The organism is Microbispora sp. CA-102843 (assembly GCF_050936215.1).
GTDB lineage: Bacteria > Actinomycetota > Actinomycetes > Streptosporangiales > Streptosporangiaceae > Microbispora.
In genome coordinates, this window is the sequence record NZ_JBNJNF010000001.1 from 9,328,933 (window position 1) to 9,352,312 (window position 23,380).

The 23,380-nt window shown below is 71.3% G+C and carries 29 protein-coding genes; 18 read left to right on the forward strand and 11 right to left on the reverse strand.

Annotation, left to right across the window (positions count from 1 at the left end; translation table 11 throughout):
- The 3 genes from ACQEVJ_RS43450 to ACQEVJ_RS43460 all read right to left on the reverse strand — a co-directional run bounded on the left by ACQEVJ_RS43450 (position 1) and on the right by ACQEVJ_RS43460 (position 2,787).
- A complete protein-coding gene (locus ACQEVJ_RS43450) occupies positions 1–516 on the reverse strand; it encodes a hypothetical protein (protein WP_433111115.1) in 516 nt (171 codons plus the stop codon).
- A gap of 86 nt (positions 517–602) precedes the next feature.
- On the reverse strand, positions 603–2,048 hold the full coding sequence (locus ACQEVJ_RS43455; RefSeq protein ID WP_433111117.1) for an aldehyde dehydrogenase family protein: 1,446 nt from the start codon (positions 2,046–2,048) through the stop codon (positions 603–605).
- 130 nt (positions 2,049–2,178) lie between these two features.
- Positions 2,179–2,787: a cupin domain-containing protein gene (locus ACQEVJ_RS43460; protein WP_433113285.1), complete on the reverse strand. Its 609-nt coding sequence runs from the start codon at positions 2,785–2,787 to the stop codon at positions 2,179–2,181.
- Between the two features lie 175 nt (positions 2,788–2,962).
- Between ACQEVJ_RS43460 and ACQEVJ_RS43465 the strand changes: the two genes are divergently transcribed.
- The gene (locus ACQEVJ_RS43465; RefSeq protein ID WP_433111119.1) at positions 2,963–4,054 is read left to right on the forward strand and encodes a L,D-transpeptidase; all 1,092 of its coding nucleotides are present in this window, start codon (positions 2,963–2,965) and stop codon (positions 4,052–4,054) included.
- A 113-nt stretch (positions 4,055–4,167) separates the two neighbouring features.
- Here ACQEVJ_RS43465 and ACQEVJ_RS43470 read toward each other — a convergent pair whose 3' ends face one another.
- Entirely contained in the window at positions 4,168–4,731 is a 564-nt protein-coding gene (locus ACQEVJ_RS43470) for a hypothetical protein (RefSeq protein ID WP_433111121.1), read from the reverse strand.
- A 237-nt stretch (positions 4,732–4,968) separates the two neighbouring features.
- Between ACQEVJ_RS43470 and ACQEVJ_RS43475 the strand changes: the two genes are divergently transcribed.
- From ACQEVJ_RS43475 to ACQEVJ_RS43495, 5 genes are all read left to right on the forward strand, one after another.
- Entirely contained in the window at positions 4,969–5,565 is a 597-nt protein-coding gene (locus tag ACQEVJ_RS43475) for an RNA polymerase sigma factor (protein ID WP_433111123.1), read from the forward strand.
- The gene (locus tag ACQEVJ_RS43480) at positions 5,558–6,889 is read left to right on the forward strand and encodes a CU044_5270 family protein (RefSeq protein WP_433111125.1); all 1,332 of its coding nucleotides are present in this window, start codon (positions 5,558–5,560) and stop codon (positions 6,887–6,889) included. Before ACQEVJ_RS43475 ends, ACQEVJ_RS43480 begins: the two co-directional genes overlap by 8 nt.
- A 187-nt stretch (positions 6,890–7,076) precedes the next feature.
- A complete protein-coding gene (locus tag ACQEVJ_RS43485; RefSeq protein ID WP_433111127.1) occupies positions 7,077–7,211 on the forward strand; it encodes a hypothetical protein in 135 nt (44 codons plus the stop codon).
- A gap of 113 nt (positions 7,212–7,324) precedes the next feature.
- Positions 7,325–8,164, forward strand: a complete 840-nt coding sequence (locus tag ACQEVJ_RS43490) for a CDP-alcohol phosphatidyltransferase family protein (protein WP_433111129.1) — start codon at positions 7,325–7,327, stop codon at positions 8,162–8,164.
- A 73-nt stretch (positions 8,165–8,237) separates the two neighbouring features.
- Positions 8,238–8,684 carry a hypothetical protein gene (locus ACQEVJ_RS43495; RefSeq protein WP_433111131.1) on the forward strand — a complete coding sequence of 149 codons (447 nt, stop codon included), beginning with the start codon at positions 8,238–8,240 and terminating at the stop codon, positions 8,682–8,684.
- Positions 8,685–8,931: 247 nt separating this feature from the next.
- On the opposite strand, the gene ACQEVJ_RS43500 is transcribed toward ACQEVJ_RS43495, so the two are convergent.
- Positions 8,932–9,273: a winged helix-turn-helix transcriptional regulator gene (locus ACQEVJ_RS43500; RefSeq protein WP_433111133.1), complete on the reverse strand. Its 342-nt coding sequence runs from the start codon at positions 9,271–9,273 to the stop codon at positions 8,932–8,934.
- 97 nt (positions 9,274–9,370) lie between these two features.
- Between ACQEVJ_RS43500 and ACQEVJ_RS43505 the strand changes: the two genes are divergently transcribed.
- The 7 genes from ACQEVJ_RS43505 to ACQEVJ_RS43535 all read left to right on the forward strand — a co-directional run bounded on the left by ACQEVJ_RS43505 (position 9,371) and on the right by ACQEVJ_RS43535 (position 16,089).
- Positions 9,371–10,261 (forward strand): NAD(P)-dependent oxidoreductase, encoded by an 891-nt coding sequence (locus ACQEVJ_RS43505; RefSeq protein ID WP_433111135.1) that lies wholly within the window; start codon positions 9,371–9,373, stop codon positions 10,259–10,261.
- Between the two features lie 74 nt (positions 10,262–10,335).
- Positions 10,336–10,818, forward strand: coding sequence for a DUF1992 domain-containing protein (locus tag ACQEVJ_RS43510; RefSeq protein ID WP_433111138.1), 483 nt, complete (start codon positions 10,336–10,338; stop codon positions 10,816–10,818).
- A 127-nt stretch (positions 10,819–10,945) separates the two neighbouring features.
- Entirely contained in the window at positions 10,946–12,430 is a 1,485-nt protein-coding gene (locus tag ACQEVJ_RS43515) for a serine hydrolase domain-containing protein (protein ID WP_433113288.1), read from the forward strand.
- A gap of 52 nt (positions 12,431–12,482) precedes the next feature.
- Positions 12,483–13,157: a response regulator gene (locus ACQEVJ_RS43520; RefSeq protein WP_433111140.1), complete on the forward strand. Its 675-nt coding sequence runs from the start codon at positions 12,483–12,485 to the stop codon at positions 13,155–13,157.
- 1 nt (position 13,158) lies between these two features.
- Positions 13,159–14,730 (forward strand): sensor histidine kinase, encoded by a 1,572-nt coding sequence (locus ACQEVJ_RS43525; protein WP_433111143.1) that lies wholly within the window; start codon positions 13,159–13,161, stop codon positions 14,728–14,730.
- 167 nt (positions 14,731–14,897) lie between these two features.
- Positions 14,898–15,551, forward strand: a complete 654-nt coding sequence (locus ACQEVJ_RS43530; protein WP_433111146.1) for a DUF6461 domain-containing protein — start codon at positions 14,898–14,900, stop codon at positions 15,549–15,551.
- Between the two features lie 142 nt (positions 15,552–15,693).
- Positions 15,694–16,089 carry an ACT domain-containing protein gene (locus ACQEVJ_RS43535; RefSeq protein WP_433111149.1) on the forward strand — a complete coding sequence of 132 codons (396 nt, stop codon included), beginning with the start codon at positions 15,694–15,696 and terminating at the stop codon, positions 16,087–16,089.
- Between the two features lie 18 nt (positions 16,090–16,107).
- Here the strand turns inward: ACQEVJ_RS43535 and ACQEVJ_RS43540 are convergent, their stop codons facing one another.
- Positions 16,108–16,413: a DUF2000 domain-containing protein gene (locus ACQEVJ_RS43540; protein ID WP_433111151.1), complete on the reverse strand. Its 306-nt coding sequence runs from the start codon at positions 16,411–16,413 to the stop codon at positions 16,108–16,110.
- Between ACQEVJ_RS43540 and ACQEVJ_RS43545 the strand changes: the two genes are divergently transcribed.
- The 3 genes from ACQEVJ_RS43545 to ACQEVJ_RS43555 all read left to right on the forward strand — a co-directional run bounded on the left by ACQEVJ_RS43545 (position 16,408) and on the right by ACQEVJ_RS43555 (position 17,535).
- Entirely contained in the window at positions 16,408–16,545 is a 138-nt protein-coding gene (locus ACQEVJ_RS43545; RefSeq protein WP_433111154.1) for an Lrp/AsnC ligand binding domain-containing protein, read from the forward strand. The two genes, ACQEVJ_RS43540 and ACQEVJ_RS43545, sit on opposite strands and share 6 nt — an antisense overlap.
- Positions 16,546–16,604: 59 nt before the next feature.
- Positions 16,605–16,748, forward strand: a complete 144-nt coding sequence (locus tag ACQEVJ_RS43550; protein WP_433111156.1) for a hypothetical protein — start codon at positions 16,605–16,607, stop codon at positions 16,746–16,748.
- A gap of 85 nt (positions 16,749–16,833) precedes the next feature.
- A complete protein-coding gene (locus tag ACQEVJ_RS43555) occupies positions 16,834–17,535 on the forward strand; it encodes a helix-turn-helix domain-containing protein (protein ID WP_433111159.1) in 702 nt (233 codons plus the stop codon).
- 31 nt (positions 17,536–17,566) lie between these two features.
- On the opposite strand, the gene ACQEVJ_RS43560 is transcribed toward ACQEVJ_RS43555, so the two are convergent.
- Positions 17,567–18,070 carry a nucleotidyltransferase domain-containing protein gene (locus tag ACQEVJ_RS43560; protein WP_433111162.1) on the reverse strand — a complete coding sequence of 168 codons (504 nt, stop codon included), beginning with the start codon at positions 18,068–18,070 and terminating at the stop codon, positions 17,567–17,569.
- Positions 18,071–18,207: 137 nt separating this feature from the next.
- On the opposite strand from ACQEVJ_RS43560, the gene trpD reads away from it, so the two are divergent.
- Positions 18,208–19,260: an anthranilate phosphoribosyltransferase gene (trpD, locus tag ACQEVJ_RS43565; RefSeq protein ID WP_433111165.1), complete on the forward strand. Its 1,053-nt coding sequence runs from the start codon at positions 18,208–18,210 to the stop codon at positions 19,258–19,260.
- Between the two features lie 220 nt (positions 19,261–19,480).
- On the opposite strand, the gene cpt is transcribed toward trpD, so the two are convergent.
- The 4 genes from cpt to ACQEVJ_RS43585 all read right to left on the reverse strand — a co-directional run bounded on the left by cpt (position 19,481) and on the right by ACQEVJ_RS43585 (position 22,684).
- Positions 19,481–20,017 carry a chloramphenicol phosphotransferase CPT gene (gene cpt / locus ACQEVJ_RS43570; RefSeq protein WP_433111168.1) on the reverse strand — a complete coding sequence of 179 codons (537 nt, stop codon included), beginning with the start codon at positions 20,015–20,017 and terminating at the stop codon, positions 19,481–19,483.
- A 71-nt stretch (positions 20,018–20,088) separates the two neighbouring features.
- The gene (locus ACQEVJ_RS43575; RefSeq protein ID WP_433111171.1) at positions 20,089–20,535 is read right to left on the reverse strand and encodes a nuclear transport factor 2 family protein; all 447 of its coding nucleotides are present in this window, start codon (positions 20,533–20,535) and stop codon (positions 20,089–20,091) included.
- A 169-nt stretch (positions 20,536–20,704) separates the two neighbouring features.
- Positions 20,705–21,244: a hypothetical protein gene (locus tag ACQEVJ_RS43580; protein ID WP_433111174.1), complete on the reverse strand. Its 540-nt coding sequence runs from the start codon at positions 21,242–21,244 to the stop codon at positions 20,705–20,707.
- Between the two features lie 294 nt (positions 21,245–21,538).
- Positions 21,539–22,684, reverse strand: coding sequence for an FAD-dependent oxidoreductase (locus ACQEVJ_RS43585; RefSeq protein ID WP_433111177.1), 1,146 nt, complete (start codon positions 22,682–22,684; stop codon positions 21,539–21,541).
- Positions 22,685–22,742: 58 nt separating this feature from the next.
- Between ACQEVJ_RS43585 and ACQEVJ_RS43590 the strand changes: the two genes are divergently transcribed.
- The gene (locus ACQEVJ_RS43590) at positions 22,743–23,363 is read left to right on the forward strand and encodes a TetR/AcrR family transcriptional regulator (protein WP_433111180.1); all 621 of its coding nucleotides are present in this window, start codon (positions 22,743–22,745) and stop codon (positions 23,361–23,363) included.
- The last annotated feature ends 17 nt before the right edge of the window (positions 23,364–23,380 follow it).

Sequence of the window (23,380 nt, forward strand, 5' to 3'; positions counted from 1 at the left end):
TCAGCGATGGCGGCGAAGGCCCTTGCCGCCGTGGCGGTGCTTCTTCCCCCGGTGCTGCCGCGCCATGTGGTCGTGCGACTTGTGCGGGCGCAGGTTGTGGATGTGCGGGTTGTGGGTGCGCGGCTTGTCCGTCACCTTGTACTTCTGGAACCCGAAGTCGGGCAGCGTGATCGGCTTGGAGGGGTCGTCCGAGATCGGGACGACCACCACGTCGTGGCGCACGCCGTCCTTGCCCTTCAGGTGGTAGGTGGCCTGCTTCGGCTCGCTGGGCGCCATCGCGACCGGAGCGGGGCCGGCGACCGGCATGGCGACGGGCATCGCCACGGGCGTGTACCCCGGGCCGTCGTCGGGACCCGAGGGGCCGTAGCCGGGGTTGTAGACCGCCGTGTCGGGCGGCGCCGCGATCGGCGCCGAGCCGCCCGTGGAAGAGCCCGCGGACGGCGCGGGGTCCGCGGACGCGACCGGTCCGGCGATCAGGGTCGCGGCGAGGGCGGCGGCGGCCGAGTAGATGATCATAAGTCTCCCCCGAGGTCACGGATCGTACGAGGAAGACGGTAGGCAGCGGGTCACCGCCGATCGCGTGCCCCGTGCTCAGTGTCGGGTCAAAGCTCAGAATCTCTTGACAGCGGGCTCAGGTGGACGACCTTGGTGTGGGTCATCTCGTCGAGCAGCTCGGGGCCGTATCCGAAACCGTGCCCGCTGGCGCGCAGCGGCTGGGCCGCGCCGCCCGGCGCCCCGCCGAAGACGGCGTTGATCTTCACCGTGCCCACCGGCAGCTCGCGCCAGGCGCGCTGGGCGTTGCCCATCGACGGGGTGAGGACGGTGGCCGCCAGGCCGTACCGCGACTCGCGGGCCAGCTCAAGCGCCTCGTCGAACGACTCGACCACCCGCACCGCCGCGACCGGCCCGAACGTCTCCTCGCGCATGACGTCCATGTTCTCCGTGCAGTCGGCCAGGACGGTCGGCGGATAGAAGGCCCCCGGGCCCTCGGGCACGTAACCGCCGGTCAGCAGCCGCGCCCCCGCCTCGATCGCGCCGCGTACGTGCCGGTCCACGACGTCGCGCTGGGCCCGGTCGACGAGCGGCCCGAGCGTCGTCTCCTCTTCCATGCCGGGCCCCAAGCGCAGCTCCTCGGCCCGCTGCACGAGCGCGGTGAGGAACTCCTCGGCGACATCGCGGTGGACGTAGACACGCTCGGCGGAGGTGCAGATCTGCCCGGCGTTGGCGAAGCAGCCGGTCGCCGCCTGTCCCGCGGCCCACTTCACGTCCACGCCGGCGTCCACGATCAGCGGGTCCTTGCCGCCGTTCTCCAGCAGGGTCCTGGCGCCGGTGCGCGCGGCCACGGCGGCGATGGCCCGGCCCGCGGCGGTCGAGCCGACGTGCGCGACCATGTCGACCCCCGGGTGCGCTGCCAGGGTTTCGCCCGGGTGCCGGTCGCCCGGCACCATGGTCAGCACGCCCGGCGGCAGCTCCGCCGCCATCAGCTCGGCGAGCAGCGCACCGGTGTGCGGTGTGCGCTCCGACGGCTTGTGGACGACCGTGTTGCCGGTCACCACGGCCGCGCCGACGAGCCCGCAGGCGATGGCCACCGGATCGTTCCACGGGGTGATCACCGCGACCACGCCGCGCGGCTCGTGCACCATCAGGTCGGTGGCGTCCCAGCCGCCCTGCAGGCTCCGTCCCCGGTGCAGCGGCCCCAGCTCGGCGTACTGCCGGAGCGTGCCGATCCCCGCCGCCACGCCGCCACGGCTGTCGCCGATCGGCTTGCCCATCTCCCTGGTCACCAGCTCGGCCAGCTCGTCCGCACGGGCCTCGATCCGGTCGGCCATCCGGTGCAGGCACGCGGCCCGCTCGGCGGGAGCCGTACGGGCCCAGCCGGGCTGGGCTCGGCGGGCCGAGTCGACCGCCCGCTCCACGTCCTCGGCGCAACCGGCGGGGAAGTCGCCCACGGGCTCCCCGGTCGCCGGATCGGCGACCGTACGGTCCCGTTCGCTCGCGCTCGCCGTCCACTCCCCGTCGGTCAGCACCCAGCGATCCCTGTCCCGCACCCCGGTTCTCCTCCCGTACTCGTACGCCGTGTTCGCTCTACCCCCCGGCGCGTACGGTTATCACCAGGCTCCTTAAGGGCTGTTGAGGAGTAGCCGGAGCGCGCGGCGGGCCGGTTGCCGCGCGGCCGGCTCAGAGAGCGGTGAAGTCGGCGAAGTCGAAGCCGGGTGACACGACGCAGCTCACCAGCACGCCCTCGGCCCCCGCCGGGCGGGCCGCCTGCCAGGTGCCCGCCGGCACCACCGCCTGCGGGACCTGCCCGTTCTCCACGTCCGGGCCCAGGACGACGACATCCTCCCGGCCGGGCCGCTCCCCGGTGCCGCCGAGCACGAGCGTCAGTGGCCCGCCCCGATGCCACAGCCACACCTCGTCGGACCGCACGGCGTGCCAGACCGACTCCTCGCCCGGCTCGAGCAGGAAGTAGATGCCCGTCGCCGTCGCCCGCGTGCCGCCGTACCCGGGAGGCTCGACGGAGGCCGGCGCCCGCCACGTCTCGCGATACCACCCGCCTTCGGGATGGGGCAGCAGGCCGAGAGCCTCGGCGATCGGGGGACGCGCCTGGATCGCCACGAACGCCCCGGTGACGTCCCGGCGCAGGAAGCGGAGGGGCGCGCCCGGGTCGTTCTCGTCCACCGCCACGACGGGATCCGTACCTGGGAAGGCCGCGGCGGCGATCCGCAGTGCCTCCCCGTCGTCGAAGACGGACAGCCCGGGGCCGCCGGGGTGGGCGTCCAGCGTCATCAGCAGCACGCGGCCGATCGTACGGCAGGGCGCCGCGGCGGGAACGCATGCGCCGCCAGTACCACCAACACCGGCGTTACTTGATCGTTACGGAATCGGCCGCACAAAACAGCAGTTTCACACGTTCCAAGTCAGTGCAAATCGCTGTGTATCACCCCCCTATGAGGAGTAGACCGTGAATACCCTCCGGCGGGCGGCCCACGTCACACTCACCGTCGCCGCCATCGCCGTCGCTACGGCCTGCTCGGCGGGAGGCACAACCACTCCCGCCGCATCAGTCACTGGTGCGGCCGGTACGGCCACTCAGGCTCCGGCCACTCAGGCCCCGGACGCCAAGGCGGCGGCACTCGCCCCGCGCGCGGCGTCCAAGACGGCACGCAAGGCAGGAAAGCCGAAGCTCGGCATCGCCGACATCACGCCCATGGGCGAAAAGGTCGAGCGGGTCGGCGTCGGTTTCCCGATCATCGTCACCTTCGACCGGGCGGTACGCGACAGGGCGACCGCGGAAGCGGCGCTGCAGGTCCAGGCCGAAAAGCCCGTCGAGGGCGCTTGGCGCTGGGTCTCCGACCGCAAGGTCATCTATCGCACCAAGACCTACTGGAAGCCGCACCAGAAGGTCCTGTTCTCCGCCAGGCTGAGCCAGATCCCCGGCAACGAGGCCGCCCAGGACGTCTCGCGCCGCTTCGCCGTCGGCACCGCCAACATCTCGGTGGTCGACACCAAGAGGCACGTGATGAAGGTGCGCCGCGACGGGAAGCTCGCCAAGACCATCCCGATCAGCGCGGGCCGCGGCGGCCTGCCGCGCAACGGCGTCGACGTCTACCTCACGACCACCGGCGTGCACCTCGCGATGGGCAAGAAGCGGGTCGAGACGATGACCTCGTCCTGGCTCGGCGTCACCGACCCCAAGGACCCGCTCTACTACAAGCTGGAGATCCCCTGGGCGGTCCGGATCTCCGACAGCGGCGAGTACGTCCACCAGAGCGCGGGCGACTACCAGTTCCTGGGCAAGTCGAACCAGAGCCACGGGTGCGTGCGCGCCACGCCGGCCGGGGCCCAGTGGTTCTACGGCATCAGCCAGCGCGGTGACGTCGTCGAGGTCACCGGCACCAAGCGCAAGCTCGACTGGCGCAACGGCTGGAGCTACTGGCAGCTGAGCTGGAACCAGTGGAAGCGCGGCAGCGCGCTGCCCGCCGGCTCGGCCTCGGCAGCGCCCTCGCCCTCGGCCTCCCCGTCCGACGACCAGGAGGACGCCCTGCAGGGATAGGCCGTCTGCTCTCCACGGCGCTCCCGCCCCGGTCCTTAGGACCAGGGGCGGGAGCGCCGCCTGCTTTCCGCGGCACCCCGGGTGGACGTACGGGATCAGAGCCGGGCCGGCCTTCAGGCGATGCGGCCGGTCCAGGTGGCGGCGGCATACCGGTAGACCGTGTACGACTCGCCGTCGAAGTACGGCGAGACGCCGGTGTCGTACCGGCCGTCGCCATCGGTGTCGGCGACACTGATCGTGATGCCGTTGAGATAGCCGATACGGCTGTCGCTCGCGTACCGGATCAGCCATGCGGACCCGAGGGAGCCTTCGAGCCCCTGGCCGCCGACGTTGTCGGCCAGCTTCCCGGCATTGGTCAGCACGTCGGGAGCGGAGAAGTCGACACCGTCGTACACGTTGACGAAGGCGTAGTCGCGGTCGTGGTCCCGGATGTCGTCGAAGTCGTAGTGGGTTTCGGCCTGCTTGCCGACATACAGGCCGGACGGGGCCGCGCCCTCGGAGTAGCCGGGGACGAAGACCCACTTGGCGAGCGCGCCGGCCGGCGCCTCGACGTCCAGCAGGCAGTGACCCGCCGTCGCGACGATGTTCCGGTAGGGCGACTGCACGGCCGTGCCGCTGCACCAGTGCGGCTGGAGGTCGCTGCCGATGAAGAACACCTTGCCCGAGGTCGTGGGCATGCTCCCCTCCGGCGAGGCCGGCCCTTGCAACGGCGGAATGAGAGCCGGGGGACACGGCTACCCGCCTGACGGCGTGCGCCTGCGGTCGCGGGTCGCCGTGGTCGAACCCCAGCGGGAGCTCACCCGGACGGGCCCGCTACCGCTGGGCAGCGGGGGAGTCCTCGAAAAGAGGGCGTGAAAGCGATCGGGCCCTGCGGCGGAGTAGAGGTGATGACCCACAGAAGGGATGCCTCGCGAATGCCTGCTCCCCCGGAAGCTTCGGCAGATCTCGACGACGCCGTGCTCATCGAGCGGTCGTGGCATCGGCCGGAGCTGTTCGCGGTGCTGTACGAGCGCTATTTCGGCGAGATCCACCGTTATGCGGCGGCGCGCCTCGGCACGCACATCGCCGACGACCTCGCCGCCGAGACCTTCCTCGCCGCGTTCCGCAAGCGCGGCGACTTCGACCCCGCCCGCGGCTCCGTACGGCCCTGGCTGTACGGCATCGCCACCAATCTCGTCGCCCGGCACCGCAGGAGTGAGAGCCGGAGGCTGGAGGCGTTCCAGCGGGCGCCGTTGGACGGCGCAGCGGAGTCCGGCCACGAGGACCGGGTGGCGGCACGAGTCACCGCCGCGAGCGCACAGGGGCCGCTGGCAGCGGGGATCGCCCAGCTGTCCGACGGCGACCGCGACGTCCTGCTCCTCGTGGCGATCGCCGGACTCAGTCACGAGGAGATCTCCCAGATCCTCGGCATCCCCGCGGGCACCGTCGGTTCCCGGCTCAGCCGGGTGCGCCGGAAGCTCCGCGCGGCCCTGGGAGGCGTCAACCCCATGATCGGAGGCTCCAATGGATGACCTGACCGGCCGGGCCGGCTCCCCCCGGCACTCTGGACCCGACGAGCTGGCCGCGGTCCGCGACCTCCTCATCGAGCCCCAACCCACGGCCGCGGCCTTCGACACGGGCCGCGCACGGCTCATGGCCGCGCTGGCCCTCACCGCCCAGGACGGTCCGTACGCGCTCGACGGCGACCCGCACGGGGCCGGGGCGGATCCCGGGCCGGAGAACAGCCCGTCAGAGCCGGAGCCCGCACGCTCCGGGCGGGACCGACGGCAGTCCCGGGCGAGGGGCGTCCGCCGCTTCCCCAGGCACCGGATCGCCGTGGGAGCACTGCTGGCGGGAGCGGCCACGGCGACCGCCCTGATCGTCACCACGGCCATCGGACCTGACGGCCGGGTGGCGCTCACTCCCACCACTGGGGCATCGGCGAAAACGCCGGCCGCCGGAACCGCGGGCGGTGCGGCGAACGCCCGCCAGATCCTGCTCGCCGCCGCCTCCGCCTCGGCCAGGGCGTCCGACCGGTCCGGCGCCTACTGGCGCACGAAGACGACCTACACGCAACGGTTTCTCTCGCCCGACCGTCGTTACCTCCTCCAGAGGGGGCTGTCCGAGGAGGTGTGGCTGGCCCGCGACCCCGCCCGGCAGGGTTGGAGGGTCGCGCGGCCTCTCGGGGTGAAGCCGGCGACCCCCGAGGACGAGGCGGCCTGGCGCGACGCCGGTTCGCCCGACGTGTGGCGCTATCCGCGCGACGTCGAGGGCCTCGGCGACGTCGGCCCGGGAGACGAGGTCCGTTCCGCCCCGGAGGAGCCCGTGGGGTCGCGGCTCCGCGGCGGTTGGATCGGCTCGTCCGGTTTCCTGGCCAAGCAGCGGCTCACCTGGGGGGAGCTGGGCCGCATTCCCGGCGGCACGGAGGAGCTCAGGGACTACCTGAAGGCACGGATCAGCCGGCAGATGAAGAAGTACCACTCCCTCGACCCGCAGCGGGAGATGGACGGCTGGCTGCAGGGAGCCTGCATGGAGATCCTCATGGGGCTGCCCGTCTCTCCCGAGGTGCGGGCGTCGGCCTACCGGATCCTGGCCGCGCTGCCCGGCATCACCGCCGTGGGAGAGGTCACCGACGCGCTGGGCCGTACCGGCCAGGGCCTCACCTACCAGGCGGGCGAGAAGGGTGCCGAGGTCACGATGGTGGTCGACCCCGGCAGCGGGCTGTTCCTGTCGACGGAGACGAGCAGCGCGAGCGTGGAGGCCGACGGCCGGACGGTGACCGTCGGCACATTCACCGCGTACGAGGACAGCAGTTGGACGGACGAGGAGCCCGATCTGCCGGCGCGGCAGGACTGACCACCCCTGTCTCACCACTCCTGTCTGGCCGCCCCGCGAACGGAAGTAGATATACCGAAAAAGCCGAAATGCGGTTTTTCCGGATAACTTCGCATGCCCCGATGGCCTGTGGAAAAAGTCGGCGGGTGGCGCCGGGCGATGCTTTGATGAGCGGTAGCGAAAGAAACGCCGGCCAAAGGGCAAAGACATGCTTAAGATGCTTCTCCAGCAAATGGCGGAACTGCTTGACGTTGACGATGACCTGCACATGGGCGACGACACGCACGCACTCGACCAGGATGACGACGCGGACGAAACGGAAGATCTGGACGACGATTTTTGACGTTTCCCTCAAAACCCCTCCACAATCTAGAAAGCCCCCAAATGACGTTCACGCTGCATGACGTACGCTCTCGGACATATAAGGCACGCGACGCCTGGTGGACCGTTTTCCTGGTGGATCCCCTTGCGGGCCGACTGGTGGTGACGACCGCCAACCGCACCTCCATCACCCCGAACCAGATCACCTGGGGCGCCTTCGTGCTCGGCCTGGGCTCGGCCTGGTGCTTCCTGCGGGCCGAGTGGCCGTGGCTGGTCGCCGGGGCCGCCGTCTACCACGTGAGCTTCATCCTCGACTGCATGGACGGGAAGATCGCGCGGCTCAAGGGGACGGGAACGGTCCTCGGCGGCTGGCTCGACTACGTCTTCGACCGGATCCGGGTGCTGGCCTGCACCGTCGCCTTGATGTGGGGGCAGTACCGCGTGACCGGGCAGGTGGTCTACCTGCTCCTCGGCATCGGAGTGGTGTTCCTCGACATGCTGCGCTACGTCGACGCCCTGCAGATCGCGAAGGTCCGCCGCCAGATGCGCCGCACGCTGCGGCACGCCTACGAGAAGTCGGTGTCCGGAGGTTCGGCCGCGCTGCCGGCGTCCCTGTTACGCGAGGACCTCGACAACGACCCCGACGAGATCAGGGTCCGCCTGACGGAGGCCGTGGACCTGCAGGAGGAGTTCCGCAGCCGCTTCTCCTGGTACCCCGGCCTGCGCGAGTGGCTGCGCGAGCACCGGATCCGCACGCACCTGGTCAGCGGCATCGAGTTCCAGATGGCGGTGTTCATCGTCGGCCCGCTGCTCGGCGCGGTCATCCCGGTCACGATCGGCGCGGCCGTCCTGCTGCTCCTCTTCGAGGCCTTCATCATGTACAAGCTCCTGCTGTCGTCGCGAGACCTGAACCGCGCGCTGGCCGGGATCGACTCGTCCGCCGAACCCTCCGTCTCCGGGACGTCCACCGGTTGAACGCCCCACGGTTGAGCGTCGTCACCGCCGCTCACATCGATAGAGGTGCCGACGCGAGGGGTAGCGGGGGAACATGACCGAACGCGAGGAACCGGCCGGCCTGCCCGATCCCGCCCACCGCCGCCCCGAGGGGCTGGACGACGTCACCGTCGACGCGCTGGGCAGGCTCAGCAAGGCGCTGGAGACGATCCACCGGGTCAGAGGCCACCTGTACTCCTTCCACCAGCTCACCGGGACGGCGGACTTCGAGCTGGACGACGCCGTACGGCTGCTGCGGCAGGCCGGGCACGACAAGTGGGCCGACCGGATCGAACGCGAGCTGATCGGCCGCAACGTCATCCAGGGCCGCTGGACCTTCCAGATCGTCGAGGAGTACGACGACGGCTACTACGCGACCTTCCAAGAGCTGGAACGCCAGGCCCGCAACGAACTGGCCGGAGGGCGCCGCCACCTCTACGAGGCCGAGCTGAAGCAGCAACGGCGCACCCCTGGGCAGCCCGGCCACGAGACCACACCCTGAGGCCCGGATTCCCGTCCAGCAGGCAAGAACGTTCACCGGGAGCGAGGAAGCGGAGCGGAAGGGAGCGAGGACCGGAGCGAAGGCCCAGCGGAGCGGGCTTCGCGAGGACCGGAGGTTCCTTCCGGCGCAGCGACCGACCCGGCCAAGGTCCGTGAACACCTAGGCACCATGCGAGAGCTCCGCGAGGACCGGAGGTTCCTTCCGGCGCGGTGACCGGACCGGTCAAGGTCCGTGGACACCCCACTGGTCAGTGATCGTCCCGGCCGCCGAGGAGGTGTTCCCGTCCCCACACGCCGAGCGGCGCCAGCGCCTCGTTCAACGTGACGCCGAGCGGGGTCAGCGAGTATTCGACGTGTGGCGGCACCTCGTCGTACACCTCGCGGTGCACGATGCCGTCGGCCTCCATCTCGCGCAGGTGCGAGGCGAGCACCTTCTCTGTCACGCCCGGAAGCATTCTGCGCAGCTCACCGAAACGGCACGCGCGTTCGTTCAGCGCCCAGAGGATCGAGCTCTTCCACTTGCCGCCGATCACCTCCATCGCCGCGTCGATCCCGCATTCGGCCGCTCCCGGGCGCCGCGCGGTCCGCATGCCCCACCCCCTCCTGGCTGCTCGCTCACCCCGGGGTAAGCACCCACTTCGAAGTGCGTACTTGATCGGCTCGGGGCTCGTGACCAGCCTAATCGGCATGACCCACAACGCTGAGAAGTCTCCGCTGTCCCTTCTTGGGCTGGGCGCGATGGGCGGCGCGCTCGCCCGCGCCTGGCTCGCCGCCGGGCATCCGCTGACCGTCTGGAACCGCACCGCCGGCCGGGCCGAGTCCCTCGCCCGCGAGGGCGCGCACGTCGCCGCGACCGCCGCCGAGGCCGTGGCCGCGAGCGACCTGGTGATCGTCTGCCTGCTCGACCATGCCTCGGTGGACGACGCCCTCGCCGGCGCCGACCTGTCCGGCAAGGACCTGGTCGACCTCACCACCGGCACCCCGGAGGAGGCCCGCGCCCGCGCCCGGTGGGCCGAGGAGCGCGGCGCCCGCTTCCTCGACGGCGGCGTCATGGCGGTCCCGCCCATGATCGGGGTGCCGGGCTCCGGGGCGTACGTCTTCTACAGCGGCTCGCGGGCCGTGTTCGAGGCCCACGCGGGCACGCTGGCCGCGCCCGCAGAAACCGTCTACACCGGCGAGGACCCAGGACTCGCCGCCCTCCACGACGTGGCGCTGCTGAGCGCGATGACGGGCATGTTCGCGGGGGTGGCGCACGCCTTCGCGCTCGTCCGGGAGGAGATTCTCCCGAAGGGCTTCGCCGACCTCGTCGTGGGCTGGCTGAGGGCGATGACCCCGTACGCGTACGGGATGGCGGAGCATCTGGACAGCGGCGACTACACGAAGAACGTCACGTCCAACCTCGCGATGATGGTCCGGGGCAACGCGACCCTGCTGCGTACGGCCGAGGAGCAGAAGGTCAGCCCCGAACTGCTCACGCCCTTCATGACCCTCATGGAGCGGCGGCTCGCGGACGGCCACGCCGACGAGGGCACCACGGGGGTGGTCGACCTGCTCCGAATCCCCCGACCCGACCCCTGACCCGCGCCGCCCACCCCGGAAAGCCGTGGTTATCCTCGCAGGAGGATGCCGACCACGTCGTGCGAGGTGAGGCCGTGACCGAACGCAAGCCCCTCGGAGTGAGTTTCGAGTCGTGGATCGACCGGCAGATCCGCGAAGCCACCGAGCGTGGCGAGTTCGACGACCTGCCGGGCGCCGGCAAGCCCATCCCCGGCCAGGGCAAGCCGCACGACGAGATGTGGTGGATCAAGCAGAAGATGCGCGCGGAGAACCTGTCGTTCCCGCTGCCGGGGACGCTGGCGCTGCGCAAGGAGGCCGAGGAGGCGAGGGCGGAGGCGCTGGGCGCGCGCACCGAGGCCGAGGCGCGCAGGATCACCGAGGAGATGAACGTCAAGATCCGCGACAGCTACCGCAAGCCCCTGTCCGGCCCGCCCGTCGTGCAGCCGCTCATCGACGTGGACGAGGTCGCCGCCGAGTGGCGGGCCCTTCATCCGGCCGACGAGAAGAAGCCCGCTCCCGCGACTACTCCCGCGAAGCGCCAGAAGCGCTCCTTCCTCCGGTGGTTCGGGCGCCGCTGACCCACTCGGTCCCCCGCCTGACGAAAGTCAGGTGAGGACCTTCCGATCGCCCGCTGTGCCGCCCCTCCGGCCGCTCCTACCGTACGTGACCTGCGAACGGAGAGCTCGGAGGGGAAACACGGTGCACATGCGCAGGATCGCCGCGATCGCCGGTATAGCCGGTGTGCTGCTGCTCACGACGGGAACGACGGCGGTGGAGGCCGCGACGGGGGCGGCGCCCCCGGACGGACGGCCCGGCCTGACCGCGGAGTCCGTCGACCGCTACGTACGCGACTACATCCGGCGCACGGACCTGCCCGGCGCCGTGGTGACGGTCGTCAAGGGCGATCGGGTCGTGTACGCCGCCGGGCACGGTCACACGGCCGGCGGCGAGGCGATCACCGCGGACACCCCCATGCCGCTCGCCTCGCTGTCGAAGTCGTTCACGGCCCTGGCGGTGCTGCGCCTCGCCGACGAGGGCAGGATCGACCTCGACGCGCCGGTCCGGCGGTATCTGCCCGAGTTCACCATGGCCGATGTCCGGGCCGGGAAGATCACCGTACGGCAGCTTCTCCAGCAGACCTCGGGCATGAGCGACCGGACCTTCCCCGAGCTGACGCTCCCCGCGCCGGACGACCTCAAGGACGCCGTCGCGATGCTCAGGACCGCGCCGCTCGCCGCGGCGCCGGGCACCAGGATGATCTACCACAACCCCAACTACGCGGTCGCGGCGCGGCTGGCCGAGGTGGTGTCGGGCGTGCCGTTCGCCGGCTTCATGGCCGCCACGGTGTTCACGCCGCTGGGCATGACGTCCACCCGGACGGTGGACACCACGGAGGACCTGCCCGGCGCGGGCGCCGGATACATCCGCGCGTACGGCCAGGTGATCGAGCGCACGCATCCGAAGTGGTTCGTCAACGGCTCCTACGGGGTCGTCAGCACCGCCCACGACCTGGCCACATGGCTGCTCACGCAGAACGGCGCCGGTCACGTCTTTCCCCGAGGCACCGTCGAGGCCGCCCAGACCCCGTCCGGCGTGGGCGGCAGCACGTACGGCATGGGGTGGTCGGCCGAGCGGACGGCCGGAGGGGCGCCGATGCTGCGCCACACCGGCTGGCTGCTCACGCACAACTCCGCGCAGACCCTGCTGCCCGAGAGCGGGTGGGGCATCGCGGTCGTCACCAACACCGGGATGATCTCCGGTGACGACGCGCTGATCATCAGCGACGGCCTGATCGACATGATCGAGGGACGGCCCGAGGCGGGGGCCGTGCCCTTCACCACGAAGGCGGACCCCTGGCTGGGCGGCCTGTCGCTGCTCAACCTGGGCCTCGGCGTGGCCGGGGTCCTGCGCTCCCGCCGCTGGGCCGGCCGCCGCGCGCACCGGCCCGCCTGGCGGGTGATCGCCCGCCTGGTCCCGTACGCGCTGCCGGTCGCGCTCTACCTGGGGCTCGCGGAGCTGGCCGGGGTGCTGCTGAACCGGGTGGGCACACTGGACCAGCTCACCTACGTCTGGCTCGCGCTGTACGTCTGGGCCGCCACCGGAGCGCTGGCCGCCGTCGCCGTCGTGGCCGCCCGTCTCGTCCACGCCGTACGCTTCCGGCGACGGGCCGTTGGTAACGTCCCGGCATGAGCGAGCGCATCAGCAGGCACAGCGCGATAAGCCGGATTCCGGGGAAAACGCGATGATCCGCGTCCTGCTGGCCGACGACGAGGCACTGATTCGCGCCGGCATCGCGAGCATCCTGGCAACGGCCGGCGACATCGAGGTCGTGGCCGAGGCGGCCGACGGGCACGAGGCCGTCGACCTCGCCCTGCGGCATCGTCCCGGCATCTGCCTGCTCGACATCCGGATGCCGCGGCTCGACGGGCTCAAGGCCGCCGCCGAGCTGCGCCGGGTCCTCCCCGAGGTCGCCGTCGTGATGCTCACGACGTTCAACGAGGACGACTACGTGACGAGCGCGCTCGGCTCCGGCGCATCCGGTTTCCTCCTCAAGTCGGGCGATCCACGCGAACTGATCGCGGGGGTCCGCGCCGTCGCCGCCGGCGGCGCCTATCTCTCCCCCGCCGTCACGCGGCAGGTCATCACCCGCCTCCGGGCACGCCCGCTCGGCACGGAGGCCGCCGCCCGCGCTTCCGTGGACAAGCTCGGCGACCGCGAGCGCGAGGTGCTCGCGCTGGTCGGGGCCGCCCTGTCCAACGCCGAGATCGCCCGGCGCCTGCATCTCGTCGAGGGCACGGTCAAGGGGTACGTCAGCCAGATCCTCACCCGTCTCGGCCTCCGCAACCGCGTGCAGGCCGCGATCCTGGCGTACGAGGCGGGCCTCGTGCCCGAGGCTCCGCTCGACCGGAGGGCGTGAGGTGCCGCGGCCGTCCCGTCTGCTCGACCTGGGACTGTGGCTGGCGGTGTGCGTGCCGCCGGTCGCGCTGACCCTCGATGACGGCGACGCCCGGCGGGTGGCGGCGGTGGCCGTGGCCGTGCCGCTGTTCGGGGCCGCCACGGCGGTGAGCCGAAGGTGGCCGCTGGCGGCGCTCGCCGTACCGGTGGCGGTGAGCCTGGCCCTGGACGTGCAGATGTTCGGCCCCCTGACCTGGACGTGGGCGGCGCTGGTGGTCTTCGCTTACCTGGCCGGGCACCGGATGGCGAGCGCCCGGCCGGCGCTGTGGTTCTTCGCGGCCGTCGCCCTCGCCGGGCTGCCGCTGTCCGCGCTCGTCCTGCGCGACCTGTGGGGCTGGCCGACGCAGCTCATCACGCTGCTGCTCGCGGTGGTGGTGCCCTGGCTGCTCGGCCGCTGGCGCCGCCAGTACGCCGAACTGGTCCGCACGGGCTGGCGGCTCGCCGACCGGCTGGAGCGCGAGCAGCGGGCCGTCGCCGACCGCGCCCGCCTGCGGGAGAGGGCGCGCATCGCGGGCGACATGCACGACTCGCTCGGCCACGACCTGACGCTCCTCGCGGTGCGAGCCGGCGCTCTGGAACTCGACCCCGGCCTGGACTCGCGGCAGCAGGCGGCCGTACGCGAACTGCGTGAGGCCGCCGCAGTCGCGACCGAGCGGCTGCGCGAGATCATCGGTGTGCTGCGCGCGGACGACGAGGACGCTGCCGTGCCGCCGCGTGAGGAGAGCGTCGAGACGCTCGTCGAGCGCGCCCGCGACTCCGGCGTGCCGATCGTCGTCGAGCACGTGGGCGGCCACCTGGGCGGCACCGACGGCCTGCCCCCGATGACCGCGCTCGCGGTGCGCCGCGTGCTCCAGGAGTCCCTGACGAACGCCGCCAAACACGCCCCCGGCGCGACCGTACGCGTCCGGCTCGCGTCCGACGACGACGTCGTCACGCTCCGCGTGGTCAACGACCCCGCCCCGGCGGCGGCCTCGCCGGGCGTGGCCTCGGGCGGTTCCGGGCTCGTCGGGCTGGCGGAACGGGTGCGGCTGGCGGGCGGCGTCCTGCGGGCCGGCCCGGCTCCCTGCGGGGGTTTCGAGGTCGCCGCCGAACTGCCCGTCACCGGGATCCGGGCGCCTCACGAGCACCCGCGGACCAGCGCGGGCTCCGGCCTCGGCGCGTCCGTGACCACGGCGGCCCGAGAGCTTGATCTGGCGCGACGGCGGGTGCGGCGGAGGCTGGCGCAGGCGGTCGGGATTCCCCTGGCCGTGCTGACCGGGATCTTCGTGCTCCTGATCCCCCTCAGCTTCGTCAGCTCGTCGTTCTCCGTCCTCGACCCGGCGACGTACGAGGGGCTGAAGGCCGGCGAACCACGCGACGGCGTGCGGTCCCGGCTTCCCGCGTTCACCAGGGACGGCCCGCCGGACGGCGCACCGGCTCCGCCGCCGGGCCAGGACTGCGTCTACTACACCATGAAGACCGATTCCGCCCGCGCCTACCGCCTGTGCTTCGCCCGCGACCGGCTCGTCTCGAAGGCCGTCGTGCCCGCGCCGTGACGACGCGGGTTTTCAGCAAGATCCAAGCGGATTCCAGGAACGTGTCGCGATCCTCCTGACATCGGCGGCGTCCCGCTGCCGATGTCAGGAACGCGACGAACGGCCATGGCCCCCGGTTTTGTCGGCGGCGGCTGCCACGATGTCGCGAAACGACCGAGGGAGCCCAGGTGGCCGATCGTCTCGCCCCCTTCCGGTGGCTGGCGGCCCCGACGACAGGAACCGCGAGCAACCCGCTGGGCGACATCTTCAGCGTGTCGTTCTTCCACGGGGTGGAGCCCGCCGATGTCGTGGCCCGTTTCGAGCCTGCCGAAGCGCCGGTCCGCTCGATGACCTTCGACGAACTCGAGGACGAGGTCGCGGAGTTCATCGAGAAGACCGACGGCGGCGACGGCGGCGGACACGTCGGCGTCACCCGGATCGGCGAGTGGAGCGTGGTGGTCGAACCGTGTGGCTGGCATACCACGCTGGGCGAGAACCTGGCGCGCCTCGCGCAGGGATGCGAGGCGGTGGCCGTCGGACGCCACGACTACGCCGAGCACAGCTTCCTGTACGCCGTGGACGGCGAGATCGTCACCGCGTTCACGCCGCACGCGTCGGTCAACCGCTGGGGCAGCGACCCGGATCGGCTGAAGGAGCCGATGCGCAGGGTCGGGCTGCCGTTGACCGCCACGACCGGCAAGGCGGCCTGGGACACGCGGTGGGACGACGCGCTCCCGAAGGCGTTCGCGCTCGCCGCCAGGATCACCGGGGTGACCCTCACTCCGGACTCCTTCGACGGGCCGCTGCTGGTCGCCTCCATCACCGAGTGGTCCCAGGTATAGGCGGGCCCGAACCCCGAAGGGCGGCCATCCGATCCGGCAGCGCCGTCCGGGGGGCGGGTCTGGCCGCCGTCCTGGAGGCGCTCACCGCCCAGGCCGCCGTTCACGCGGGGGGCTTGTCGGGCGGCTCTGCTACACACGTTCCATGACTTCACCCACCGCCCAGCACCTCGGCATCGTGCCGTCCGTGTTCGCCGTCCAGCACCTGCCGCAGGCGACGTTTCCCGAAGACGACGACTGGATCGCGCTCGTCCGCGCCCCGGAGGGCCTCACGGTGATCCGCGAGGCCTGGCCCACGGGGTCCGGCGAGCGGTGGATCGGCCTGTACGGCGGCGGCACCGGACACCAACTGGACGTCCCGGGCATGCTGGCGGCCGTCGTGGGCCCCTTGGCCGAGGCGGCCATCCCGGTGTTCGTCGCCTCGACGTTCCACGCCGACCTGATCCTCGTGCCCGAGCCGAGGATCAAGGAGGCGATCACCGTCCTGGAGACGGCGGGACACCGGGTGGACACCCGCCACCTGCGCTCGCCCGACTTCTGACTGTCCCCTGACGCCGGGTCACGGCATCAGGGGCAGCCTGCCGACGATCTTGTCCACCCGGTTGCGCGGCCCGACCACGCTGACCGCGTAGTACTCGACGTCGTCGGCCGCGGTCTCCTTCATCGCGGCGAGATAGTCGGCGTAGACCCGCGTCCGCTGGGCCGCGGCGGGCATGTCCGACACGAAGCACCCGGCGGACGACGCGGCCTTGGCGCGGATGGCGCGCAGTGTGGCGGGGTCCGCGGCCAGCACCGAGCAGCCCGCCCAGGGCAGGCCCGGGTGCGCGCCGCCGTCCGCGTCCACCGGGAGGACTTCATCGTGCACGTGGCGGTGCCGGACAACGCCAGCCTGTACGCGTTCGTGATCGACAAGCTCACCGAACGGCCCGATGTCGCCGACGTCCGCACGTCGATCGTCTACGAGCACATCCGCAACACCCGGATCAGCCCTGTGTGAGAACTTCCGTGTGAGAGCGGCATCGGCCCGACCTTCGGACACGGGTGAGAGGAGGCAGGTTGGACCGCAACGACAGCTTCCGTGAGTTCGTCACGGCCCATCAGCAGTCGCTGATGCGCACGGCGTACCTGCTCACCGGAGACGCCCACCTCGCCGAGGACCTGCTGCAGAACGTCCTGCCCGGCCCGGCAGGAGCGTTCTGAGTGACCATGGACGTACCATGATCGGGCAAACGGCCTGGGCCGGCCCGCATGACCATCTTCCGCGCGTCAGGGGAGAGTGACCCGGATGGCTCTGGACATCGAGAGTCGATCGTCCGACTCGCCGTACATCGAGCGGGTGTGGCGGAGCAGCAGCAGCGACGTCGCACAGATGACGTCGGTCGCGACAGCGCGTTGGGATCTGGTCTTCTGGGAGCACCGCGGCCAGGTCAGCGCCTCCGTTCAGGGGCCGGAGACGAGGGCGAGCCAGGCCCCCGTTCCGGAGGACGCCACGTTCTTCGGGATCAGCTTCTCCCTCGGCACCGCGATGCCCCATATTCCACTCGGCCGGCTCGTCGACGGGTTCGCGGAGATTCCCGACACGACGCACAGGTCCTTCTGGCTGAAGGGTTCCACCTGGCACCTGCCCGACTACGACAACGCCGAGGCGTTCGTCCAGCGGATGGTGCGTGAGGGTGTCGTGGAGTGCGACCCGCTCGTCACCGCGGTGCTCCGTGGCGCGTCGCCGGACGTGTCCGACCGCACCGTGCAGCGGCGCTTCGTGGCGGCGACCGGGCTCACCCGCGGCGCTGCCCGGCAGATCGATCGCGCCAGGCGGGCGGCGGTCCTGATCCAGGAGGGCGTGCCGGCCCACGACGTGATCCATCGGCTCGGGTACTTCGACCAACCGCACCTGGCGCGGTCCCTGAGCCGTTACATCGGGCGGACCGCCACGCAGTTGGGCGATCGGAAGCCGTCGCAGCCGCTGTCGCTCCTGTACCCGACCTGACCACTTGCCCCCGGCGCGTCCGGCAGGCGGGTCAGAAGTGCGTGGTGACGCCGAACGCCGCACGCAGGCTCGCCATGTCGTGCAGGTCGCGGTCCCTGGGCTCGTAGTCCTGGTGGAAGGCGACCTGCTGACCGACGGACAGGCAGCGCACCCGCACGCCTTCGATCGTGCCCGTGACGAAGGCCACGGCCGGGTAGTGCAGCGCCGCGCCCCGGTCGTCCAGGTGCTGCACGGCCGAGCCGTCCTCCGCGATGTGCAGCGGATGGAGATCGAGCTCGTGCCCATGGCCGTCGGTCATGACGAACCTGGCCGGCCGCCCGGGCACCGCGCCCGGCCGCTCGGCGTACCCGAGCGACTCCAGCTCGCCGATCACCAGCCGCTCCTGTTCGGCGCGGTGGAGCAGGTCGAGGTCGTGATGCTCCCGGGTGACGCGCCCGACCAGGACGTCGATCCCCCAGCCGCCGGCGACCCAGACCTCACATCCGGCGGCGTCCAGCGCGTTCAGCACCCGCAGCATCTCGCCGATCGGCAGCATCGGTCCGCTCCCCCTTGTCTCGATCTTCGAGCCACGCTATCCCCCTGGTGCTCGACTGGCATCAGCCGCCACAGCGGGGGCCGGCTACTACGCTGGGAGCACCGCCCGACCGCCGTGCCCATGTCGAGAGGACTTCGATGACCGAGCCGTCCCGCTCCTGGCCACGCCTGCTCGCGACGCTCCTGCGCGGGCACGACCTCGACGCGGACGACACCCGATGGGCCATGCGGCAGGTCATGGACGACGCGGCCGACCCCGCCCAGCTCGCCGGGTTCCTAGTCGCCCTGCGGGCCAAGGGTGAGAGCACCGCGGAACTCCGGGGAATGCTCGACGCCCTCATGGAACGGGTCGTGCCCCTCCCCGTCGACGGCGGGGAGGTCGTCGACATCGTCGGCACCGGCGGCGACGGCGCCCACACCGTGAACGTGAGCACCATGGCGGCGATCGTCGTGGCCGCCGCCGGCGCCCCGGTCGTCAAGCACGGCGGCCGATCGGCGTCCAGCAAGGCCGGCGCTGCCGACGTCCTGGAGGCCCTGGGCCTGCCGCTCGATCTCACACCTGACGACGTCGCCCGGTGCGTACGCGAGGTCGGCATCGGCTTCACCTTCGCTCCGCGCTTCCACCACGGGCTGCGTTACGCCGGTCCGGTGCGCAAGGCGCTCGGCATCCCCACCGCCGTCAACTACCTGGCGCCGCTGACCAACCCCGCCAGTCCCCGTGCCGCCCTCGTCGGCTGCTCCAACCCCGCCCTCGCCCCGGTCCTCGCGAGCGTGCTCGCGGAACGGGGCGCGAACGCCCTGGTCGTGTGCGGGCAGGACGGCCTCGACGAGATCACCACCGCCGCGCCCACGAGCGTCTGGATCACCGAGAGCGGCGACGTACGGCAGGAGACGCTGGACACCGCCGACTTCGGACTTGCGCGCAGCGCACAGGACGCGCTCCGCGGCGGTGACGCGGCCTACAACGCCTCGGTCGTCCACCGGGTCCTGGCCGGTGAGGCGGGTGCCCCACGTGACGCCGTCCTCGCCAACGCGGCCGGAGCCCTCGCCGCTCACCGCGGCTTCGGCGAGGGCCTGCGTAACGCCTTCGCGGCCTGCCTGGAGGATGCGCGCCTGGCCGTCGACAGCGGCGCCGCCGCCACCACCCTCCAGAGCTGGCTCAAACTCGCGTCGTCCCTGGCCGGGCGGTAGCGCGGCCTGCCCCGCGCTCAGTCGGACAGGGACGAGCGTAAAAACTGTTCAGCTCCCACACCGCGAGCCACTGGTTGATGGGTCCGGAAGGGTGGTCGACCATCGCGGATTGCTCTGCGTCCACGAGCGCCACGCTATTCGGTCAGGACGTTGACGCTCTACGATCGCCGGCGCATCTCGTGGACCGCGATCGTTTGCCGAACTGCGAGAAATGCCGGCGCTAGCCACCCACCCGGGTGGCGATGGTCTGCGCGCACACCAGGGACTCAGTGTGTGTGCTGTCCACCACCAGGTCGTAGGCCACGCCCTCGTGAACCACTTCCGCCTGCCACGCGGCCATCCCCCTGACACGGTCACCCCGGGCGATCTCCCGGCCCGTGGCCACCGCGCTGTCGCACATCACACCGACCCACAGCACGTCCAGCCCGGCAAGAGCCTTCTGCCACCGTTGCTGGGACACCGCCCCGCCGAGGAACACGTCATCCACGATGACCCGAGCGCCCGCGCGGGCCATCGCGGCGATCCCCTCCGTCCACGCCGCGTCCAGCGTCCGGAATTCCGGCCCGACAATGACCTGACCGTCAGGGGCGAACTCGATCCCCGCATCCGATGCCCGCAGGGAGGCAGGCATCGCCTCGACCAGGGTGTCAACCGAGAGGGCGAGCCACGGATCCGGCAGGATCGCCTGCAAGCAGCGGGAGATCCCGGACTTGCCCGAACTGGATCCGCCGTTGAGGACGATCACCTGAGTAGCCACCGCGCCACGCTAGAGGCCGGCCCCACACATGCCAAATAGTTTTCATGTGACCCAATCCGCCGTCCACTCTTTCACGCGCGGACCTGCTCGAAGAGCTGGGTCAGACGCCCGAGCCCTGCCGCGGTCCGCAGCACGTCCGAGTAGTCGCGCAGGTGGACGATACGGTCGTCACGGGCGCGCAGGACGAGCACGAACCGGGAGGTGAACGGCCGCCCGGTCGCATGGTTGACAGCGTCCATCTCACCTTCAGAGATGACCACTTCGGCGTCGGCCGTCTCGTGAACACACACCTCGCGAAATCCGGTCAGCGGCGGCGTGGAGACCGTCCCCCATGCCGCCCTGAACCCGGCGCGGATCTCCTCACGCCCGTCGTACCGCTGCGACGGGCCACGATGCGGCGTCCAGAACACGAACTCATAGATCGCCTCATCGGCGAACAGATCGGCCAGTGCGTCGGGCGAGAAGTCCAGCATCGCCTGATGGAAGCGGTCGAGCAGGTGGCGTGGAGTCGCGGGCATACCGCCTCCTTCATCGGCACGAGCTTTGGCTCAACAAACGTAGACCGAAGGAGAATGTTCGGTCAACGAGTGTAGAGCGAACGCGCGTCCGAGGCTCGTCGGGCGTCCCCGGCGCCAAAAGCCGTCTGGGCTCTCAGGGTTCTACCGACCACCGCCGCCCCCGACCCCGTCAGCGCACGCCCCGTGCTGCGGGGATCCCTGCTTCCGGGGTGTCGCGGAGCAGCCAGACGGGGTTGGACAGAGCGAGGACGGTCCCCGTACGATCCCGCACCTCGACCCGCACGAACCGGGGCGCGGTGGTGTCGATGGGCAGGTCGACCGTTCCCTGCACGATGCGCACGACGCTGTCGGCCGGAAGACCGGTGAGGATCGCGCGAACGGTACGGGTCGCGGCGGTCGAAACGGTGACGGACCCCATGGGTGCGGCTCCGTCGACCAGCAGGTCGATGACGCCGGAGAAGCGTGCGGGGTCGCCGAAGTAGACACGGCCTGCGGACAGGCCGGCGAGCAGGTCGGCCAGTTCACGGGTGGGCGCGTGCGCCCACGTGACGAAGTTGGAGTCCTGGCCGAGCCAGTCCTGGCCGGAGTGGTCGTCGCTGACACCGATGCCGGTGAGGAAGATCCCGTTGCGGGAGCAGACGTCCCAGAGCTGTGAGTGCCGGTCGAGGTCGACAATCAGCGTCCGCAACTCGACGCAAAGTTTGCCCACTGCCCAAACAAAGCCGCACGTCGGCAAGCCCCGGTCATGAAAGTAAGCGCTCTCCGAGTGTTCCGATGCCGCCAGATCGTCGCCGGGCACGACCGGGCACCAGACCGACCCGAGACAGCAAGAAAGCCCAAGTCAGACATCTGCTGACCTGGGCTCCCGCGGGAAAAGGCAAGGGCCTCGTCGGTGAGCTGCGGCGCTGCTCAGGTGTTGGATGCGGTGCGATGACGCGTGCTTGCGTACGGGGCGTTGCTGTACGCCTCGCTTCCTACGGCACCAATGGCATGAGATGGCGTGTCAGGCGTGCCAGAGGGCGGCGAGTTGTCGGGTGGCCAGCCGGGACGGTACGGCTCGCAGCAACGTGTCGCGTAGCCACGCGGCGACGCCGGTCTGGGAGGTCAGCCGCGACTGCCGGGACGCCGCCAGCATTATGCGGTTGGCGCTGGGCCTGCGCTCGGCGTCGTAGCGCAGGAGCCGCTGGGTGACGTCGGCCGGCTCGGCTCCGACCAGGTGGCGGGTCAGCGCGGCGGCGTCTTCGAAGGCCTGACTGGCGCCCTGGCCGAGGTCGGGCGACATGGCGTGCGCGGCGTCGCCGAGGAGCGCGATCCTGCCGGTCGCGAACGAGGGCAGGGGTTCGGCCAGGCAGGCGATCGGGTCGACGTAGATGTCGGCGGGCGGGGTGGCCTCGATCAGCGCGGTGACGAGGGGGTGCCAGTCGGCCATCAGGGACAGCATCTGCCGGCGTGCCTCGTCCGCGCCGGGCGGCGGGCCGTCCAGAAGGGAGTCGGTGAACCAGTAGAGGCGGTCCTCGCCGACGGGGAACAGGCCGAACATCGCGCCGCTGCGGCGGTCGACCAACTGGCTGACGAGCAGGTCCGGCGCCATGCCGGGAGGGCGGGGCAGCATGCCGCGCAGGTCCATCCGGCCGGTCCGCCGCAGCCCGGGATGACCGGGGAAGAGCCGCGCGCGCAGCTTGCTGCCGATGCCGTCGGCCGCGATCACGGCGTCCGCTCTCGTGACGGGCTCGCCGTCGCTGATCACGGTCACCCCGGTGAGGTCGGGTTCCAGGCGCTCGACCGGAGTCGCGGTTCGCACCAGGCCGGGGGGCAGCGGGGCGCGCAGCGCCCGGTGCAGTTCCGCCCGGTCGATCATGGCGGGCGTCCCGACCGCCTCCAGCGCTTGGACCAGGTCGGTGACCAGCAGCGGCCGTCCGAGCCAGTCCCGCAGTCCCCACTCGACGGCCTGTATGTCGTGCCCGCGGACGCCCTCAGCCAGTCCCAGCGCGTCCAGCGCGCGAAGCCCGTTGGGCATGACCACGATCCCGGTGCCCGCCTCCCGCAACTCGGCGGCCCGTTCGAAAAGTGTCACCTCGTGGCCTGTGCGATGCAGTCCCACCGCGGCCGCCACTCCTCCGAGCCCGGCGCCGACCACCACGATCCTCATGAGACCTCCCGCTCATTCACTACGATCGTACTAGTACGACCATTGGTACCATGTAGCCATGCCGCCCACCAATCCGGCCCGTCGTCAAGCCCTGACCGATACCGCCATCGAGCTGCTGGCGTCCTCGGGCGTGCACGGCCTGACCCACAGGGCGGTGGAGAAGGAAGCGGGCCTTCCGCCGGGAACGGCCTCGAACTACTTCCGCAGCCGGGAAGCGCTGCTGGTGGCCGCTGCGGAGCGCATCATCGAGCTGCACCACGCCGACACCGACCGTGCCACCGACCACGCCACCGAGCAGCCCGCGACCCTGGTCGACCTGCTGACGGAATCACTGCTCACAGCGGCGACCACCCTGCGCAACCGCTATCTGGCGATCTTCGAACTGCAACTGGAGGCCACCCGCCGGCCGGTGCTCGCCTCGGCCCTCGCGAGCCTCCAGGACACCGCGGTGCAGATCACCGCCGGGCACCACGACAAACTCGGCCTCACCACCCCCCGCGCGACGATCGGCGCTCTGATCACGTTCTACGCGGGCGCGCTGTTCACCCTGGTCAGCTCGCCGCCGGGGAGCGTCAGCAGGGATGTCGTACGGGACATGGTCCAGGTCATCGTCCACGGCTGCGGCGTACACGAGGAGGATCCCGGCCTTGGGGAGCATCGGCACAGCGGTCATCGGTGAGAACGACCATGGTCGGG

What these genes read in the sequence shown, in the direction of transcription:
- ACQEVJ_RS43450 (WP_433111115.1), bottom strand. Translation starts at nt 516, where the DNA reads ATGATCATCTACTCGGCCGCCGCCGCCCTCGCCGCGACCCTGATCGCC.
- ACQEVJ_RS43460 (WP_433113285.1), bottom strand. Translation starts at nt 2,787, where the DNA reads ATGACGCTGGACGCCCACCCCGGCGGCCCCGGGCTGTCCGTCTTCGAC.
- ACQEVJ_RS43470 (WP_433111121.1), bottom strand. Translation starts at nt 4,731, where the DNA reads ATGCCCACGACCTCGGGCAAGGTGTTCTTCATCGGCAGCGACCTCCAG.
- ACQEVJ_RS43475 (WP_433111123.1), top strand. Translation starts at nt 4,969, where the DNA reads ATGCCTGCTCCCCCGGAAGCTTCGGCAGATCTCGACGACGCCGTGCTC.
- ACQEVJ_RS43480 (WP_433111125.1), top strand. Translation starts at nt 5,558, where the DNA reads ATGGATGACCTGACCGGCCGGGCCGGCTCCCCCCGGCACTCTGGACCC.
- ACQEVJ_RS43485 (WP_433111127.1), top strand. Translation starts at nt 7,077, where the DNA reads ATGCTTAAGATGCTTCTCCAGCAAATGGCGGAACTGCTTGACGTTGAC.
- ACQEVJ_RS43495 (WP_433111131.1), top strand. Translation starts at nt 8,238, where the DNA reads ATGACCGAACGCGAGGAACCGGCCGGCCTGCCCGATCCCGCCCACCGC.
- ACQEVJ_RS43500 (WP_433111133.1), bottom strand. Translation starts at nt 9,273, where the DNA reads ATGCGGACCGCGCGGCGCCCGGGAGCGGCCGAATGCGGGATCGACGCG.
- ACQEVJ_RS43505 (WP_433111135.1), top strand. Translation starts at nt 9,371, where the DNA reads ATGACCCACAACGCTGAGAAGTCTCCGCTGTCCCTTCTTGGGCTGGGC.
- ACQEVJ_RS43515 (WP_433113288.1), top strand. Translation starts at nt 10,946, where the DNA reads ATGCGCAGGATCGCCGCGATCGCCGGTATAGCCGGTGTGCTGCTGCTC.
- ACQEVJ_RS43520 (WP_433111140.1), top strand. Translation starts at nt 12,483, where the DNA reads ATGATCCGCGTCCTGCTGGCCGACGACGAGGCACTGATTCGCGCCGGC.
- ACQEVJ_RS43535 (WP_433111149.1), top strand. Translation starts at nt 15,694, where the DNA reads ATGACTTCACCCACCGCCCAGCACCTCGGCATCGTGCCGTCCGTGTTC.
- ACQEVJ_RS43555 (WP_433111159.1), top strand. Translation starts at nt 16,834, where the DNA reads ATGGCTCTGGACATCGAGAGTCGATCGTCCGACTCGCCGTACATCGAG.
- ACQEVJ_RS43560 (WP_433111162.1), bottom strand. Translation starts at nt 18,070, where the DNA reads ATGCTGCCGATCGGCGAGATGCTGCGGGTGCTGAACGCGCTGGACGCC.
- trpD (WP_433111165.1), top strand. Translation starts at nt 18,208, where the DNA reads ATGACCGAGCCGTCCCGCTCCTGGCCACGCCTGCTCGCGACGCTCCTG.
- ACQEVJ_RS43575 (WP_433111171.1), bottom strand. Translation starts at nt 20,535, where the DNA reads ATGCCCGCGACTCCACGCCACCTGCTCGACCGCTTCCATCAGGCGATG.
- ACQEVJ_RS43585 (WP_433111177.1), bottom strand. Translation starts at nt 22,684, where the DNA reads ATGAGGATCGTGGTGGTCGGCGCCGGGCTCGGAGGAGTGGCGGCCGCG.
- ACQEVJ_RS43590 (WP_433111180.1), top strand. Translation starts at nt 22,743, where the DNA reads ATGCCGCCCACCAATCCGGCCCGTCGTCAAGCCCTGACCGATACCGCC.